We start from the raw sequence: 15,832 nt of genomic DNA, 5'->3' as shown, positions 1-15,832 counted from the left end.
GCTTTGGGTTAATTGGCGCGCGGGAATATCTGGCGCCAGGACCTGCTCAGGATGGCCGCGCGCTGCGGCTTTGCGGGCAAGCCCTCCACGACGGTGCCGCCCGGCTCGACGGCCCTGCCCGTATCCGCTGTGGCATTCGCGCCGGTGTGGTCCCGGGCGGTATTCCCGGCAGGGGTTTCGAAGACGTTGGAAATAGTGTTGCGGCCGTCGGAGCAGACGATCGCAGCGCCGGCGTCATTTCCCCCGGTGGTGATGTCCGGAGCGCCTATGGGGCGGCATTCATCCGTCCGCGCCGGGGCGCCGCTCGCGGCAGTGAGCGCGGCCGCGCAGCCCGCAAGCGCGCACCCCAAAACAAAAAGAGAGGCCAGGCCTTGCTTTGCGCGCAGGCCGTGCGTCACTCCAGCGTGACGATGGATTGAAACCATATTTCAGTGCCTTTCGGTGGGTTTTTGTCCTTGTCTTTTCTGGCGGGGACTTCCGGCCCGAAGCCTCGCGCCGTGGTCACAACAACCTTGTGCCCGGAATTCAGGTATTGCGACATGCATTCGGCGGGGCGCATGAAATACGCGGCTGCCTCCGTATCGCCGGCTGCCTTGACCGGAACCGTCCTCAGGTGTGAAGAAGGCTGCCTGTCCCACTGGTCCATAAGCTCCCAGGTGTAACCGGCTGCGGCGGCGGGTTCGTCCTCAGGCGTGAATCCGAGGACGGGGTCTGCGGCGTTGGCCTGCACCTGTTGCTCACAGAAGCGCAGTGCCGCTTCCGCCGTTTGCCGGGCCAGCGCCTTCAGGCGGCCCTGGTTGGCGACCTGCTCGGTGGACGATGCGCCGCGAATCGAGATCCCGGCCAGGATGGACAGCAGCGCCAGCATGACGAGCGCCACGGCCAGCACGATGCCTTGCTGGGTCCGCAGCCTCATGAATAACCCACGCCGTGGTTGCGCAGCAGCACGGTGCTGCGGTAAGCGCGGCGCAGCTTGCCGTCGCTGATGCGGACGTCGTTGCCATGGCAATCCTGGTAGCTCGCCGCCGTGCCCAGGTCGCGCAGCACCGGGCTTTCGCTCCTGGCCACGACGCAGATGTGCACCGCGACCACTTTGTTCCAGCGATCACGCGGGGCGAGGGCCGCAAGGCCGGGATAGGCGGGATTGTTGATTCCGGATGCCGTCAGGTAGCCGCGGACGTCCTGGTTGGTTGCGTCGGCGGGGTTGGAGACCGCGAAGCTCGCCGTCATGCTTTCGATGTTTTCGGCGAGTGCCTGTGCCGTTCCCAGATTGCCGCTGTCGCCGCCGCCGCTGCCGCGGCACATCAAGGCGTTGTCTTCCACATAGAAGCGTGCCTGCAGAGTGTAGAAGTGAGCATCCGCAGGCGAGGCCTTCACGCCGTTGCCGACACAATCCATGGGCAGGCCGGTCGTTGCGGTGTTTCTGCCGGTGTTGAGATCGGCTTCATAGACCACGGCCACAGAAAGGTTTGCGCCGGCTGTATCGCAGCGCAAGGTGTCGATGTCACGCTTCGCAGCGGTCGTGCCCGTAAATCCCGTATCGCAGGCGAACAGGCTCCAGCCTTTTTGCCCCAGGTCGTTCTTCTTGCCCGACGCGTCGCGCACAGGGTTGTAGCCTGCCTGGCGCAGTTCATGGGTGATGGCGGCCAGTGCCATCTGGGCGTCGTCATTCATCCGGCCGTGGGCCTCCACGTTGCGGGCGGCCTGGCCGCCGGAGAGGTACATGACCGTCAGCGCGCCGGTGACCACCAGCCCCAGCGTCATGGAGACCAGCAACTCAACCAGGCTGAAGCCGGCCTGCGGCCGTCGCGCGGCGGCACGCTTGCCGGGCGGCGTCACAACTGCACCGCCATGTAGAAACAGCGGGGTGGCGAGGGCTGTTTTTTTGCGTTTGCCGGGCAGTTGTCGGACTGGAGTTCGGCGAGCCGGGCCGTGCCATCGGCTTGCTGGCCGGCAAACATGGCGGGCTCCTCCCAAAGTATCCAGATGTCCGCCTGCGCTTTGCTTTCCGGGGGACGGGCCAGTTCGACCCCACCCCGGGGCAGCAGCGCGCGGACGCGGCTCTGGAAGCTTGCAAGGTCCCTGGCGGCCAGTGACTCCGGCGTGCAGCCGGGAAAGTTGCACAGTGGGGCCGGGACTATGGGCAGGCTCGCGGTGGGCATCAGCGCCACGTCATAGTTTCCCTGGGCAAGTGCAAGCGGGTTGAGCCTGACCAGTTCCGCCAGTTCGGCGGCCAGCGCACCGGCGCTGGCGCGGTTGGCCGCATTTTTCTGCGCGACGACAGCGTAGGCCTGCATGCCGGCCAATGCCAGCACGCCGAACGACATGAGCAGCACCGAGACCAGCACTTCCAGCAGCGTCGCGCCGCTTTGCCTGTGGGGCATGCACGAGGGCGCGGGGGCTGAACTCAGGCCGGGCATGGGACTTCCCCTGACAGCGTTCTGACCCTGCCGACAAAGTTCATGCACAAGGTGCGTGTGTAGCGGGTGTTGGCGGCACTTGCCGCGCCCGGCGGCCGTACCAGCCACCGGCTCAGCAAGCCGACGGCGCGGCCGGTGGCCTGATAGACGATGTAGTTGCGGTCATTGGCGGCAGTGCCGCCGGTGTTGACCGCCAGAAAGCCGCCTATTCCCGGGAGGGCTTGCTGCACACGCAGCACGGTATCGCTTGTGGCGTTGAACGCGCCGTTGCCGTTTTCGTCCACAAAAACCACCCAGCCTTCCATCCAGCTGCCCACGGTGGGCTCGCTGGCCCCCGAGCATCTGGGCGGAATCGCCGCCGCATTGGCGCTTCTGCAAATCGTGACACTCTTGCCGCGCCGCATGGCTTCGCCGCGGGCATAGCGGGTGTCCGAGACAAATGCGTTGACGGCGCTGGAGACCGAGGTGCTGGCGGTCAGTCCCCGAAAAGAGGGAATCGCGAAGCTGGCAAAAATGGCGATGATGGCCATGATCACCAGCAATTCCGTCAGCGTGAATCCGCGTGGGCGGGTTGAGTGGGTTCCTGTCGCCGCGGGTGTTGTCTGCCGGTGTCTGGGTCCCCTCATCACCGCGGCGTATGCCCCGGCTGGATATCGCAAATTCATGGCTTCTCCCAGAATTATTTTTGAACATCCGACCGTACCGGAGGCAGCCGCGGCTACGCCGGCCAATTGTCCGGAGCCGGACTTTGATCGCTATAAATAGTGGGCGGGCCGTGCGGAGCGTTGCTCAGGCGCAATAGCTATGCCAAGGCTACGCCAAGCCTGCGCGCGGGCCTGGCGGTGCGTCGGGAGAGGGGAAGTTGCCGGCCTGTGCCGAGCCGGCCGCGCGGACGGGGCGGCGAGCGGCCCCGTTCAGGTCGTCAACTGCAGCCTAGAGCGGCGACGGCCGCGTGGGCTCGTAACCGACCGGCACCGGATTGCTGTCGGCCTGCATGCCGAGTTCCTGGTCGCGGATGCGGAACAGGCGTTCCAGGTCTTTCATCGCTTCGCTGTCGGGGCCCGTGGATGCACGGCGGGGTGCGGGCGCGTCCGGCGCGGCGGGTGCGAGGCTCTCGGCCTGTGGGGCGTGCGGCTGCTGGAGCTTGTCCAGCGAGGCGAGTATGGGGGCTGCAAGGGCGCCGGCGGTGGTTGCGCTCATGGGGGCGGTTGCGACCTGTGCCAGGGGCTGGGCGAGAGGTTGCGCAGCGGGTGGATCGGTTGCCGCGGTTGCAGCGGCTGGAGGGGCGACGGGCCGGCTGGCGCGCAGCGGCGGCACCGGCCGGCCCGCGGGGGCCGCCGGCTTGGCGGGGGCGGGTTCAGCCCAGAACGATTTATCGGGCAGTTCGCGGTGCGGGCAGGTCTCGGCCACGTCCAGCTGCCACGAAATGCCGTGCAGCCACTGGGTGGCTTGGGGCTCAAAGCGGGTGATCTCCACCATCAGCGCGTTCTGGAAAGCGAAGGCGTAGTTCATCAGGCGGTCATCCCATTGCCGCACCACCAGCCGCACGTACATGCCGGGGCCCTTGCTGCGGCTGTCCACCAGCAGCATCTGGCAGTCGATCCAGCGCGGCGGGATGCCGTATTTGCGCAGCGCATCGCGCAGCAGCACCTGCACCAGCTGGCGGCGCGTGGCATTGTCCGAGCCGTCTTCAATGGTGAGCGGGTTGTCCCGTGCGGAAGCGGGCGTGCGTTTGGGCGCCGCCGCATGATGCGACCGGCCAAACAGGCTGCTTATCAAATTTTTCATTTTGGTCCGGGCTCGTCGCCAGCCCCCGACTGCGGCCCCGGTGCGAACCGGTGGATTCGAGCGGGTGGCGAGGAGGAACTGAGGTGTTACTGAATGTTTTTTTATCGTCGTTCAGCTTGTCTGACAAGTCAAGGAAGTTTCACCAAGCTGGCTCGCGGACGTCGTTCGCTTTCCACATCGAAATCGCTAAAGTGTGTATTTGTGCCTGAAACGGCGGAACCGGGCATTCCTTGGCCCAAATCCGGCTGCCGTGCCGGCTGGGGCGACAGACCCCACCCGGTCTGTGCTGGCAAGGCCGCTCGCGCCAGCGTAAAGCGGCGGGCTGTGATAACTTCCACGCCAATTCAAGAATCTGGGGGAATGACGATATGACCAAGTTGCAGGCGCCTGCGGGCGCGCTACAGGGCCGCCTGACAGCGCTTACCCCGGCCCGGCTCCAGGGCATGCGCCGCGGCATTGAGAAAGAAAGCCTGCGCGCCCAGCCCGGCGGCGGCCTGGCGCTCACGCCGCATCCCGCCGCCATGGGTTCGGCCCTCACGCACCCGACCATCACCACCGATTTCAGCGAGTCGCAGGTGGAACTGGTCACGGGCGCGCACAAAAGCCCCGAGGCCGCGCTGCGGGAGCTCACGCAGCTGCACCAGTTCACCTACAGCACCATGAAGGCCCTGGGCGACGAGATGCTCTGGGTCTCCAGCATGCCCTGCGGCCTGCCGACCGACGAAACCATCCCGATCGCGCGTTTCGGCTCGTCCAACGTCGGGCGCGCCAAAAGCGTCTACCGCATGGGCCTGTCTCACCGCTACGGCCGGCGCATGCAGACGATTTCCGGCATCCACTACAACTGGTCGCTGCCCGAAGTCACCAGCGAGCAGTACTTCGCGCTGATCCGCAACTTCCGCCGCCAGGCGTTTTTGCTGCTCTACCTGTTCGGCGCCTCGCCCGCCGTGTGTTCGACTTTCGTCGCCGGCCGCCAGCACGAGCTGCAGACGCTCAGCGACAGCACCATGTACATGCCGCACGGCACTTCGCTGCGCATGGGGCGCCTGGGCTACCAGAGCGATGCGCAGGCCTCGCTGGCCGTCAGCTACAACAGCCTGGACGGTTACGGCGCCTCGCTGCAGGACGCGTTGACCCGGCCTTACCCCGCTTACGAGGCCGTCGGCATCCGCAACCCGGGCGGCGACTACAACCAGCTGGCCACCACGCTGTTGCAGATTGAAAACGAGTTCTACGGCACCATACGCCCCAAGCGCGTCATCTACCCCGGCGAGCGCCCGCTGCATGCGCTGCGCGAGCGCGGCGTCGAATACATCGAAGTGCGCCTGATGGACCTCGACCCCTTCGAGCCGGTCGGCATCAATGCGCAGACCATGCGTTTCCTCGATGTGTTTTTGCTGCACTGCCTGCTCAGCGACAGCCCGAACGACACGCCGCAGGAAATCGCCGAGCTCAAGCACAACCAGCACCAGACCGCCGCGCGCGGCCGCGAACCGGGCCTCAAGCTCAAGCGCGGCGGGCAGGAAGTCACGCTGACCGGCTGGGGTGCCGAGGTGCTGGCCCAGTGCGCGCCCATCGCCGCCGCGCTGGACGCAGCCCACGGCGGCACGCAGTACAGCGATACGCTGACGGCAGCCAGCGCGGCCTTGCTCGATCCCTCGACCCTGCCTTCGGCCCGCGTGCTGGCGGCCATGGCCCGCGAGCATGACAACTCCTTCGTCAGGTTTGCCCGCGCGCAGTCCCTGAAAACACAGGCCGCCCTGCAAGCCCAGCCCTTGAGTGCCGACGAACTCGCGCACTTTGCCGCCTTGACGCAAACCTCCATCCAGGAGCAAAAGAAGATCGAAGCCTCGGACACCATGCCGTTTGAGGTGTACCGGCAACAGTATGTCTCGGCCGAGCGCCTGGGCATGCCGGGCCGCGAGGCCGTGGCGATCTGATTCTTTTCGGTGCGCCGCAGCGTGAAAGCGCGCGGCGCCGGTGCGCGGCCAACGCTTTTACCGGCATCACAGGCCTGCGGCGAGTGTCATTGGTGCAAGGCCTGACGCCGTTCTTACGCGTCCCTTCGCGTGAAACCGTGATGACAGAGTGCACACCCTAATTTAAGGGTGTGCCCGCGGTTAGCCTTTCTTCAGAGCGCTCCTGCTCTGCATCTCAAAGGCCCGTATGAAAAATTCCACTCTCACCACGCTGGTCCTGTCGTGCGCCTTGTCCGCTTTCGGGCCCGTCCATGCCGCGGACCCGCCTGGCGCGTGGCAGCCCACGCTGCAAACCGCCTCGGGCATCTTGCAACTCAACGGCGCGGGCCTGCGCATGCAGGGCGCGAATGGGCTCTACACGGCCGGCCTCTATCTTGAGCACAAGCAGGGCACGCCCGAAGCGGTGCTGGGCTACACCGGCGCCAAACAATTGAAGGTCGTCATGCTGCGCGAAGCGAGCGCCGGCCAGATGGGCGAGTTGCTGGCCGCCGCCATGGTGGCCAATGCAAGCGACGAGGAGCTTGTGCGCCTGGCGCCCGCAATGTTTCGCCTGGGCGAGATGTTCGGCGAGCAGAAAAAGCTGGCGGCCGGCGACAGCTTCCAGATCGACTGGCAGCCCGGCCTGGGCACGGCCGTCAGCGTCAACGGCCGGCCGCAGGGCGAACGCTTCAGCCAGCCCGAACTGTTCAACGTGATGTTGCGCATGTGGCTGGGGCCGCAGCCCGCCGATGGGGCCTTGAAGAACGCCTTGCTCGGACGGGCGGTTTAGTCGCCCAGCTTCAGCAAGGCCTCTTCGCGCCAATAGTCCACCGCCTCATACCAGCCCTCCCACACGCAGCCGTTGCAGCCGCGGCCGCAGCAGGTGTCGGGCTCCGAAGGGGGTTGCCGCAGCGTGACGCCGGCCTTGGCCGCGCGTTGCTGCAAAGACGCAAACATCGCCAGCGCGGCGTCACGGTCGCTGTTGTCCGGCATGGGCCAGCGGAAGGTGCGGTATCAGGCCTTGACGGGCGTCGCCATGCGCCGGCGCACATACAGCCCGACAAAAGCGCAGCCCAGCACCAGCGCGAACCAGCCCACCAGGGCCGACTTGGCGACGATGCCCTGCATGCCGGGCGAGGTGATGAAGTAGGGCGAGACCAGCACGCCCAGGCCTATCAGCACGCAGAGGATGCCTTTGATCATCAATTCGTTGTTGGCCTTGAGGGCCGAGGCGGCCAGGCGGCGGGCGGGAATCACGGGTTTTTGGTCGGGGGCGGCGGGCAGGGGCATGAAGGGCTCGATGTGTGGGTGGGTTGCGGGGCGGCCGGTGGCGGCCCTGTTGGCGTTGCGGCAGGTCTGGCGCCGCGATCCCCCGATTGTCCTCCATTGCGCCGGGCCGGGGCAGGGCCGGCCCATGGCCCTGCCGCCGCAGGTGGCTTGGAGCGGAAAGGCCCCGGTTAACGATTCCTTAATACCGCTAACAAGTCCTTAAATTCACATCGTCACCATTCGCTCCAGTCCATGGCGAAACGTCTTCGCTGTTGGCAAATCCGCTGAGAGGGCGTTGATGCTGGATCGTGAACAGGTTTTTACGCCGGGCTTGCTCCCGGCTGCGGTGCGCTGATGTTGCCGGGAATTCAAATGCTGGCCGTCCTGTCGATGGCACTTCTCCTTCTGCTGGCCGGCAGCCTGGCGATTTTCTGGCTGTATGTGCCTGTGGGCGCGCCGCTTGATGCGGTGTTCGACACCAGCACGCGCACCCTGCGGGTCGGCGGGCATGAGCGCTCCTACCTGGTCCATGCGCCGCAATACCTGCAGCCGCAATCACCGCTGGTGATCGTGCTGCACGGCTCGGGCCAGACGGCCGCGGCCATGCAAAAGCGCACGGGGTTCGCCTTTGAGCGCCTGGCGGGCCAGCGGCGCTTCGCGCTGGTCTATCCCAATGCCTTCGGTAAAAACTGGAACGACGGGCGAAAGACGGCCTCCCATCCGGCCCGCGCGCAGGGCATAGACGACAAGGCCTTCATCGCGGCCCTCATCGACGACATGGCGGCCGGGCGGGGCATAGACACTTCGCGTGTCTTTGTCTTCGGCTATTCCGGCGGCGGCCATATGGCCTTCCGGCTGGCGCAGGAGATGCCCGGGCAAATCGCGGCCATTGCCGTGGTCGCCGCCAACATCCCGACGCCGGGCAACTCCATCATCGAGCCCCTGGGCCAAGCCGTGCCCGCCATGATCGTGAACGGCACCGACGACCCCATCAACCCCTATGACGGCGGGAGCGTCACGCTGTTCGGTTTCGGCGACCGCGGTGAGGTGCAGTCCTCGCGCGCCTCGGCCGACTACTTTGCGCGGCTCAACGGCGCCCACCTGGCGCAGACCGTGGAGCTCGCACCCGGCGAGCCGGCCGACCCCACGCGCGTGGTCAAGCAGACCTGGACGGCAGGCCGCCAGGCTCGCGTGGTGCTGTATTCGGTGCGCCGCGGCGGCCATGTCATTCCCCAGCCCCACGGCCGCAGTGCGCGGCTGCTGGGGCGCAAGACCACCGCGCTGGACGCCCCCAAGGCGGCCTGCGAATTTTTCGGGCTTTGAGGGCAAGCCAAGCCGCCATTCAAGACCATGCCATTCCTTTTTTTAACCTGGAGAACCTGAAGATGACATCCCGCACCTCGCAACCCGCCGCCAAGCCGGCCTCGCGCGCCCCCAAGTCCGCCGCCCCCCAGGCGGCCGGCCGTGCCGGCGCAGGCGCCGCCAAAGCCTCGCTGCCCTTGTTTTCTCTGTTCCTGATGGCGGCCTTCGCGCAGCCGGCCGCTGCGCAGCAGCAGCCCGCGCAGGGCGAGACGGCCACCCCCTGGGGCCTGGGCGTGGCCGTCGGCGTGGAGCACCAGCCTTACCGCGGCATCAAGAACAAGACGGTGGGCATTCCGCTGCTCAGCTATGAAAACCAGTGGTTCAGCATCGCCGGCCTTTCCGCCGATGTGAAGCTCCCCTCGGCCGGCCCGCTGTCCTTCCGCCTGCGCGCCCGCTATTCGCTGGACGGCTACGAGGCTTCGGACTCGGACTTCCTCGCCGGCATGGACGAGCGCAAGGACGGCCTCTGGCTGGGCGGCGCGGTGGTCTGGCGCAACGACATCGCCAACCTGTCGGCCGAGCTGCTGGGCGACGCCTCGGGCAACAGCAAGGGCAGCAAGTTCAAGCTCACGCTGGACCGCCGCTTCCAGGCGGGCAGCTTCGACATCACGCCGCGCCTGGCCGCCACGCGGCTGGACGACAAATACGTCTCGTACTACTACGGCGTGAACGCCGCCGAAGTGCGCGCCGGCCGGCCCTTCTACCAGGGCGGCTCGGCCGTCAACCTGGAGGCCGGGGTGCGCGTGGGCTATGCGCTGGCACCGCGGCAAAGCATCTTCCTGGACGTGAGCACCACCAGCCTGGGCTCCAGCATCAAGGACAGCCCGCTGGTCGACCGGTCCAGCCAGACAGGCGTGCGCGTGGGTTACCTCTACCGCTTTTAAGAGCCGCGATGCTGCAGGGCCCACACCGGGCCGCGGTCCTGCATTTCAATCCCTGGCGGCCCGCAATCTGAAGGAGTCATGAAGATGCAAACCGAAGCAAGCGATCTGGCCTACGTGACCAAAAAAATCATCTGGCGCAGCTGGATACGTTCTTTAAGCTGGTTGCGCAGGCGTCACATCCTGCCCATCTGACGCAGGCCCGGCGCCTGTCGCCGCGGGCATCGGGAACAGGACGCGAACGCTGAAGCCCCTGCCATCCAGCCCGGCCCCGGTCTGGATGGCGGCCTCATGCAACTGCGCGATGCCGGCCACCAGCGACAGGCCTATGCCGCTGCCGCGCCCGCCGTTGCCCGCGATGCGGTGAAAGCGGCGGAAGATGGCCTGCTGCTCGGCTTCGGGCACGCCCGGGCCGTCGTCGGCCACCTCCAGGCAGACGCGGCGCTGGCCCCCTTCTTCCCGGTAAGCGCAACTGATCTTCACGCGCCCGCCCTCAGGCGTGTAGCGCAGCGCGTTGTCCAGCAGGTTGCGCAAGAGGATGCCGATCTCGTCAACGTCGCATTCAATCGGGCAGGGCGTGAGCGCCAGGATGATGCTGCGGCGCTGCTGCTGCGCCTGCATGTCGAACTCCTGGCTCACGTGCATGATGAGCTCGCTGAGGTCGGCCGCGTTTTTTTGCGGCGCGTGCACACCCGCATCCATGCGCGCCAGGTCCAGCAGCTGGTCCGACAGCCGCGTGCTGCGCTCGGCCACGGCCAGCAGCTTGACGAGGGCGGCGTCCTTGCCCTCCAGCGTCGTGGCACGCAAGGCCACCTGGGCCTGCGCCTGCAGTGCCGACAGCGGCGTGCGCAACTCATGCGCCGCGTCGCCGATGAAACGCCGCTCGCCCTGCATGGCCTGGTCCAGCTGGTCCAGCAGGTGGTTGAAGGACTCGACCAGTGGCCGGATTTCGCTGGGCAGCTGCGCCACCGGCAGCGGCGTGAGGTCGAACTTGCGCCGCCGGCGCACCGCGGCCTGGATGGCCGTCAGGGGCTGCAGCGACTTGCCCATCGCAAACCACATCAGCAGGCCGGCGACACCCAGCAAGGCGGTCACAAAGCCCAGTGCGCCAAAAGTCTTGTGCCGTATTTCCTCGTCGATCACGCTGTGGCGCATGGCCACCTGCACGCTGACCTCGCCGGTGCTGTCGGACACCGCGAAGACGCGCCAGCGCTCGCCGCCTATGGTGGCGCTGGTAAAACCATCGTTGAAGGCCGGCAACAGCGGCGTGGGCGGTGAATCCGGCGCGCGCACGATCAGGTTTTTTCGCTCCGTCCACACCTGGAAGGTCAGGTTCACGTCGCGCGGAATCGAATCGTCGCGCAGTTGCAGGCTGTGGCCGAAGGAGGGCTTCAGGTGCCTGCCGCTGGGTATCGACATCAAAATCTTGGTGCCTATGGCCTGCAGCTTGCTGTCCCAGTGGCTGCTCTGGCCGCGCAAGGTGTACACCACCAGAACCGTGAGAGCGCCGGCCCAGCACAGCAGAATGGTCGCACCCAGCACCGCCAGCACGCGGCCCTTGAGCGACCTCACGAAGCGGCACTTCACGGCTTGGCCTCGCCGATCATGTAGCCCTGGCCGTGCACCGTGGTGATCAGGTGCTCGCCCAGCTTGCGGCGCAGCTGGTGGATGAACACCGCGATCGTGTTGCTTTCAATCGCCGAGGTGCTGCCGTAGACCACGTCTTCCAGGTGGTCGCGCGTGACCACGTGGCCGGGCCGCTCCAGCAGCGCCAGCAGCGTGCGGTATTCGTGCGCGCTCAGCGCCACGCGCGCGCCGGCGCGGGTCACCGCGCGCTTGCTGCGGTCCAGGCTGATGTCGCCGTAGGTGTGCACCGGCACCACCTTGCCCTGGCTGCGGCGTATCACGGCGCGCACCCGCGCCCAGAGTTCATCGAGCTGGAAGGGTTTGACGAGGTAATCGTCGGCGCCCGCGTCCAGGCCCAGGATGCGTTCGCTGAGCTGGCCGCGCGCCGTCAGGATCAGCACCGGCGTCACGTCGTAGCGGCTGCGCAGGGTCCGCAGCACCGCCAGGCCCGAGTCGCCCGGCAGGCCCAGGTCCAGCAGCACGGCTTCGTAGACGTGGTCGACCAGCGCCAGCCTGGCGGAAGCGGCGTCGCCGACGTGGTCCACCGTCCAGGCCACCTGGCGCGCGGCATCGCACACCGCCTCGGCCAGCATCGCGTCGTCTTCTACCAGCAGCAAATGCACGGGAAATCCTCTGTCGGGTCGCGGGGAAACGGCGGGCGCCTAGGCACTGATCGTGCCGGGAACTGATTAAGCGCTTATTAACAAGCAAGATACACCCCCGTCCAGGCTCACTGCGTGTAGCCTGTTCCCCCCTTGAGGGGGCGGCGCCTGCGGCCCGGCAAAGCCGGTTCCGCGGCCCCCACTGATTTTGCCAGCCTAAGTCTTAAACCGGCAGGAGGGTATTTTCCGGCATAGCGGCGGCAGCGGCGACAATATGGCCATTGCCGCGGGGCTCATGCCCCCACCCCCGAACCCCAAGAAAGAAAAGATCCAGATGGCCATCCAGTGGTTTCCCGGTCACATGCACCTGACCAAAAAAGCCATCAGCGAGCGCATCAAGGAAATTGATGTCGTCATCGAGCTGCTGGACGCGCGCCTGCCCGGCTCCAGCGCCAACCCCATGCTGGCCGAACTGACCAGCGGCAAGCCCGCGCTCAAGGTGCTCAACAAGCGCGACCTGGCCGACGCCACGCGCACGCCGCTGTGGCTGGACCACTACAACAGCCTGCCCAACACCCGCGCCATCGAGCTGGACGCCAGCGAGGCCATGCCCGCGCGCCGCCTCATCGACGCCTGCCACGCGCTGGCGCCCACGCGCGGCACCATGGTCAAACCCATGCGCGTGCTGATCTGCGGCATCCCCAACGTCGGCAAGTCCACGCTCATCAACACCCTGACCGGCAAGCGCGCCACCAAGACCGGCGACGAGGCCGGCATCACCAAGGTCGAGCAGCGCCTGGTGCTGGCCGACGGTTTTTATTTGTGGGACACGCCCGGCATGCTGTGGCCGCGCATCATCGTCGCCAAAAGCGGCTACAACCTCGCCGCCAGCGGCGCGATAGGCCGCAACGCCTTTGATGAGGAAGAAGTCGCGCTGGAGTTGCTGAACTACCTGATCCAGCACTACCCGGCCATGCTGGAGGCGCGCTACAAGGTCGAGGTCACGCCCGGCATCACTGACGAGCAGCTGCTCGAAGAAATTGGCCGCAAGCGCGGCGCGGTGCTCACCAAGGGCCGCGTCAACCTGCAAAAAGCCGCCGAGATCGTGATCTACGAATTCCGCGGCGCCACGCTGGGCCGCATCACGCTGGAGACTCCCGAAGAGTTCGCCGGCTGGCTGGCGGCCGGGCAGTTGCTGGACGCCGAGCGCCAGGTCAAAAAAGACAAGATCGAAACCAACCGGCTGATCAAGTTCAAAAAAATTCCCCGGCCGGCAAGGTCGGACAAATCAGACAAGCCGGGCGAGCCCGGCGAGTCCTGAAACCCGTCCCGGTGCGCGGGTTTACTTGAGGCCGGTTTTACAGGTGCGTATGCCCAGCAACGTGTACGCCGGACACCAGCCGATCAAGCCCGTCGCCAGCGGCACAAGCCCCAGCAGCGCCCACCAGCGGTAGGCGGGCTCCGCCACAAAATACAGGCCCAGGATGGCGATTCCCGCCAGGATGCGCACCGCGCGGTCGGCGGTGCCTGCGTTTTTGTCCATGAAGATGCTCCTCTGAAAAAATGGGTTTCTAGTGCAGCACCAGCACCGGCTTGTTGCTGTGCGACAGCACCTTCTGCGTTTCGCTGCCCAGCAGGAAACCGGCGACGCCCTTGTGGCCGTGGGATGCCATCACGATGAGGTCGCACACCTTGCCCTCCGCCATGCGGACGATGGCCTCGTAGGGCTGGTCGCCGGTGACGCAAACGGTTTCGCAAGGCACGCCCGCCTTGTCGGCGGCGTCTTTCAGCGCGGCCAGGAAGGTATCGGCCTGCGCCTGGCACTCCCTGGCGAATTGTTCCCGCGCGTCTTCCAGCATCTGCAACTGGTAGGTCAGCAGGCGGTACTCCTGCATCACGTGCAGGCCCGTGATCCTGGCCTTGGCATCCCTGGCGAAAGCCACGGCCTGCGCGATCGCGCGTTCCGACGCGGGCGAGCCGTCGGTGGGTAGCAGGATATGTTTGAACATGGAAATCTCCTTGGGGTCCCGGGCGGTTCGCCGCCGGGCGGCGGCCTTCGCCGTGAAGTGCTTCCAGTCTAGGTTTGCGGCCGCCCCGCGGCTTGATGTACGTCAAGCCAGCGCCTCAAACGCCCGAGCCGCGGGCGGATGCGCCAAGCCTTGACATTCGTCAAGGCCGCGGGCCGCGCCTGCTGGCATTCTTGCGGCAGTACCCATCACCCGCCGGAGGCCGCCATTCACAAACATGCCAGCGTGCAAATCATCCTCGATGAACACGCCTCCCTTTCCGCGATGCTGCGCTCCATGCAGATGATGGTGGCGCGCGGCCCCGGCGACCGCGCGCAGCAGTTCTTCGACGTCCTGCGGGCCATGCTGTTTTACATCGACGAGTTCCCCGAACGCCTGCACCACCCGAAGGAGTCCGACCTGCTGTTTCCGCGCGTCGTGCGTTCCGCGCCGTCGGTCATGGCCACGGTAGAGCAACTCGAGCGCGACCACATGAGCGGCGAGAAGGCCGTGCGCGAACTGCAGCACCTGCTGCTGGCCTGGGAACTGCTGGGCGACCAGCGCAAACCCGAATTCGAGGCGCAGTGCCAGCGTTACGTCCAGTTCTACCTGGAGCACATGCGGCTGGAAGAAACCATCATCCTGCCGGAGGCCGAAAGGGTGCTGACCGATGCCGACTGGCAGGCGCTGGATGCGGCCTTCCGGCAAAACCGCGACCCGCTCACCGGCAAGCACGCCGCCGACCCGGTGTATGACCGCCTGTTCACGCGCATCGTCATGGAGGCGCCCGCGCCCATCGGGCTGGGCGACGCCTGAAGCCGGCAGGCGCTTGCGTGCGCCAGCGCACATGGCGCGGCGCCTTCAGTACACCCACGGGCTCACGGACGCGAGTTCCGTACCGGTTAAATGTTCGATTGCCTTACACGGCGAACTCCCGCGCGGGCGAACACTCCATGCACTGACTCACAACAGCCTTCAAAGGGCCGCGATTCAGCGGAGCAGCCCAAGGGGCCGCTTGCCCGACCCGGGATGGCACTTCGGCCGCCGCAAGCAGCCCGCCAGGTTGCCGGTCATTCCATCCAGAACGCAGGAGCACCCCCATGACATCGAAACTCTTTACCACCTCTTTGTTGGCTGCGGCCTTGTTTGCGGGCCTCGGCATGTCCCCGGCCATGGCGCAGGGCACCAGCACCCCCGGCATCGACAGCAGCCAGCAGGCCATCAGCGCGCGCATCCAGCAAGGCCTGCAGGCCGGCCGCATCACGCCGTCCGAAGCGCAGGCGCTTTACGCGCGCGACCGCGACATTTCCATGCGCGAGAGCCGCTACAAGGCCGACGGCAACGCCACGCCCCAGGAGCGCCAGCAGCTGCGCGCCGACCTGGACGGCCTGAAGGCCGAAGTCGAACGCGCGATCGCCAACAACGTTGTCGCCGGCCAGCCGGGCGGCCCCGGCAGCACCCCCGGCATCGACAACCAGGAATACAAGATCGGCCAGCGCATCGATGAAGGTGTCCGCACCGGGCACATCACCGAACGCGAAGCCCGCAACCTGCGCAGCCGCCAACGCACGATTGACCGCCATGAGGCCAGCTACAAGTCCGACGGCGTGGTGACCAAGCAGGAGCGCCGGCAGCTGAACAAGGAAGTGGCTTCCTTGCGCGACCAGGTTGAGCGGATGATGCGGAACGATCGCCGCGCGCGCAGCTAGGGGTTGTTGCGGTCAGCACCGGGTCTTGCTCCGGCTTGCGCGCCTGTGGCCTTTGCATAGGCTTGCTGGCCGGGGTTGCCCGGCGGCAACTCACTTTTCTTTGCTTCGCCAAAGAAAAGTAAGCAAAAGAAAGGCGACCCTGGTTGCTGCGTCCCCTGCGCTTCGCTCCGGGGCAACCTGCGGTGCTCGGTCCAGCCGGGGTCAAAAACAA

The 15,832-nt window shown here is 66.4% G+C and carries 19 protein-coding genes and 1 pseudogene; 7 read left to right on the top strand and 13 right to left on the bottom strand.

Annotation, left to right across the window (positions count from 1 at the left end):
• Positions 1–8 precede the first annotated feature (8 nt).
• The 6 genes from ACLV74_RS07265 to ACLV74_RS07240 all read right to left on the bottom strand — a co-directional run bounded on the left by ACLV74_RS07265 (position 9) and on the right by ACLV74_RS07240 (position 4,208).
• Positions 9–425 (bottom strand): hypothetical protein, encoded by a 417-nt coding sequence (locus tag ACLV74_RS07265; RefSeq protein WP_411878705.1) that lies wholly within the window; start codon positions 423–425, stop codon positions 9–11.
• Entirely contained in the window at positions 395–916 is a 522-nt protein-coding gene (locus tag ACLV74_RS07260) for a hypothetical protein (protein ID WP_411878704.1), read from the bottom strand. Before ACLV74_RS07260 ends, ACLV74_RS07265 begins: the two co-directional genes overlap by 31 nt.
• A complete protein-coding gene (locus ACLV74_RS07255) occupies positions 913–1,839 on the bottom strand; it encodes a PilW family protein (protein WP_411878703.1) in 927 nt (308 codons plus the stop codon). The genes ACLV74_RS07260 and ACLV74_RS07255 overlap by 4 nt, the downstream gene beginning before the upstream one ends.
• Positions 1,836–2,384 (bottom strand): type IV pilus modification protein PilV, encoded by a 549-nt coding sequence (pilV, locus tag ACLV74_RS07250; protein WP_411878702.1) that lies wholly within the window; start codon positions 2,382–2,384, stop codon positions 1,836–1,838. The genes ACLV74_RS07255 and pilV overlap by 4 nt, the downstream gene beginning before the upstream one ends.
• Before the next feature lie 23 nt (positions 2,385–2,407).
• A complete protein-coding gene (locus ACLV74_RS07245; RefSeq protein ID WP_411878701.1) occupies positions 2,408–3,046 on the bottom strand; it encodes a GspH/FimT family pseudopilin in 639 nt (212 codons plus the stop codon).
• 307 nt (positions 3,047–3,353) lie between these two features.
• Positions 3,354–4,208, bottom strand: a complete 855-nt coding sequence (locus ACLV74_RS07240; protein ID WP_411878700.1) for a hypothetical protein — start codon at positions 4,206–4,208, stop codon at positions 3,354–3,356.
• A 368-nt stretch (positions 4,209–4,576) separates the two neighbouring features.
• Here ACLV74_RS07240 and gshA point away from each other — a divergent pair, with 368 nt between their 5' ends.
• Together gshA and ACLV74_RS07230 are read left to right on the top strand one after the other, a co-directional pair.
• Positions 4,577–6,148, top strand: coding sequence for a glutamate--cysteine ligase (gshA, locus tag ACLV74_RS07235; RefSeq protein WP_411878699.1), 1,572 nt, complete (start codon positions 4,577–4,579; stop codon positions 6,146–6,148).
• 226 nt (positions 6,149–6,374) lie between these two features.
• Complete coding sequence (locus ACLV74_RS07230; protein ID WP_411878698.1) at positions 6,375–6,956, top strand: chalcone isomerase family protein; 582 nt, start codon at positions 6,375–6,377, stop codon at positions 6,954–6,956.
• On the opposite strand, the gene ACLV74_RS07225 is transcribed toward ACLV74_RS07230, so the two are convergent.
• Both ACLV74_RS07225 and ACLV74_RS07220 read right to left on the bottom strand, forming a co-directional pair.
• Positions 6,953–7,159, bottom strand: a complete 207-nt coding sequence (locus ACLV74_RS07225; protein WP_411878697.1) for an oxidoreductase-like domain-containing protein — start codon at positions 7,157–7,159, stop codon at positions 6,953–6,955. The two genes, ACLV74_RS07230 and ACLV74_RS07225, sit on opposite strands and share 4 nt — an antisense overlap.
• Before the next feature lie 21 nt (positions 7,160–7,180).
• Complete coding sequence (locus ACLV74_RS07220; RefSeq protein ID WP_411878696.1) at positions 7,181–7,456, bottom strand: hypothetical protein; 276 nt, start codon at positions 7,454–7,456, stop codon at positions 7,181–7,183.
• A 351-nt stretch (positions 7,457–7,807) separates the two neighbouring features.
• Here ACLV74_RS07220 and ACLV74_RS07215 point away from each other — a divergent pair, with 351 nt between their 5' ends.
• Together ACLV74_RS07215 and ACLV74_RS07210 are read left to right on the top strand one after the other, a co-directional pair.
• Entirely contained in the window at positions 7,808–8,758 is a 951-nt protein-coding gene (locus ACLV74_RS07215) for an alpha/beta hydrolase family esterase (RefSeq protein ID WP_411878695.1), read from the top strand.
• Between the two features lie 62 nt (positions 8,759–8,820).
• Positions 8,821–9,681 (top strand): MipA/OmpV family protein, encoded by an 861-nt coding sequence (locus ACLV74_RS07210; RefSeq protein WP_411878694.1) that lies wholly within the window; start codon positions 8,821–8,823, stop codon positions 9,679–9,681.
• Between the two features lie 153 nt (positions 9,682–9,834).
• On the opposite strand, the gene ACLV74_RS07205 is transcribed toward ACLV74_RS07210, so the two are convergent.
• Both ACLV74_RS07205 and ACLV74_RS07200 read right to left on the bottom strand, forming a co-directional pair.
• Positions 9,835–11,265: an ATP-binding protein gene (locus ACLV74_RS07205; protein ID WP_411878693.1), complete on the bottom strand. Its 1,431-nt coding sequence runs from the start codon at positions 11,263–11,265 to the stop codon at positions 9,835–9,837.
• A complete protein-coding gene (locus tag ACLV74_RS07200; protein WP_411878692.1) occupies positions 11,262–11,927 on the bottom strand; it encodes a response regulator transcription factor in 666 nt (221 codons plus the stop codon). Before ACLV74_RS07200 ends, ACLV74_RS07205 begins: the two co-directional genes overlap by 4 nt.
• A gap of 313 nt (positions 11,928–12,240) precedes the next feature.
• Here ACLV74_RS07200 and ylqF point away from each other — a divergent pair, with 313 nt between their 5' ends.
• On the top strand, positions 12,241–13,227 hold the full coding sequence (gene ylqF, locus ACLV74_RS07195; RefSeq protein ID WP_411878816.1) for a ribosome biogenesis GTPase YlqF: 987 nt from the start codon (positions 12,241–12,243) through the stop codon (positions 13,225–13,227).
• A 21-nt stretch (positions 13,228–13,248) separates the two neighbouring features.
• Here the strand turns inward: ylqF and ACLV74_RS07190 are convergent, their stop codons facing one another.
• Both ACLV74_RS07190 and ACLV74_RS07185 read right to left on the bottom strand, forming a co-directional pair.
• The gene (locus ACLV74_RS07190; protein ID WP_411878691.1) at positions 13,249–13,449 is read right to left on the bottom strand and encodes a DUF2892 domain-containing protein; all 201 of its coding nucleotides are present in this window, start codon (positions 13,447–13,449) and stop codon (positions 13,249–13,251) included.
• 28 nt (positions 13,450–13,477) lie between these two features.
• A complete protein-coding gene (locus ACLV74_RS07185; protein WP_411878690.1) occupies positions 13,478–13,915 on the bottom strand; it encodes a universal stress protein in 438 nt (145 codons plus the stop codon).
• Between the two features lie 243 nt (positions 13,916–14,158).
• Between ACLV74_RS07185 and ACLV74_RS07180 the strand changes: the two genes are divergently transcribed.
• Positions 14,159–14,728 carry a hemerythrin domain-containing protein gene (locus ACLV74_RS07180; protein ID WP_411878689.1) on the top strand — a complete coding sequence of 190 codons (570 nt, stop codon included), beginning with the start codon at positions 14,159–14,161 and terminating at the stop codon, positions 14,726–14,728.
• Between the two features lie 284 nt (positions 14,729–15,012).
• On the top strand, positions 15,013–15,621 hold the full coding sequence (locus ACLV74_RS07175) for a hypothetical protein (RefSeq protein ID WP_411878688.1): 609 nt from the start codon (positions 15,013–15,015) through the stop codon (positions 15,619–15,621).
• On the opposite strand, the pseudogene ACLV74_RS07170 reads toward ACLV74_RS07175, so the two are convergent.
• Positions 15,618–15,832 (bottom strand): annotated as a pseudogene (locus ACLV74_RS07170) (hypothetical protein); the annotation flags it as partial. The gene ACLV74_RS07175 and the pseudogene ACLV74_RS07170 overlap by 4 nt on opposite strands.

Source organism: Polaromonas sp. YR568 (assembly GCF_943369415.1).
GTDB lineage: Bacteria > Pseudomonadota > Gammaproteobacteria > Burkholderiales > Burkholderiaceae_C > Polaromonas.
The sequence above is the reverse complement of the archived record's forward strand: the minus strand, read 5'-3'. Positions and strand labels throughout refer to the sequence as shown.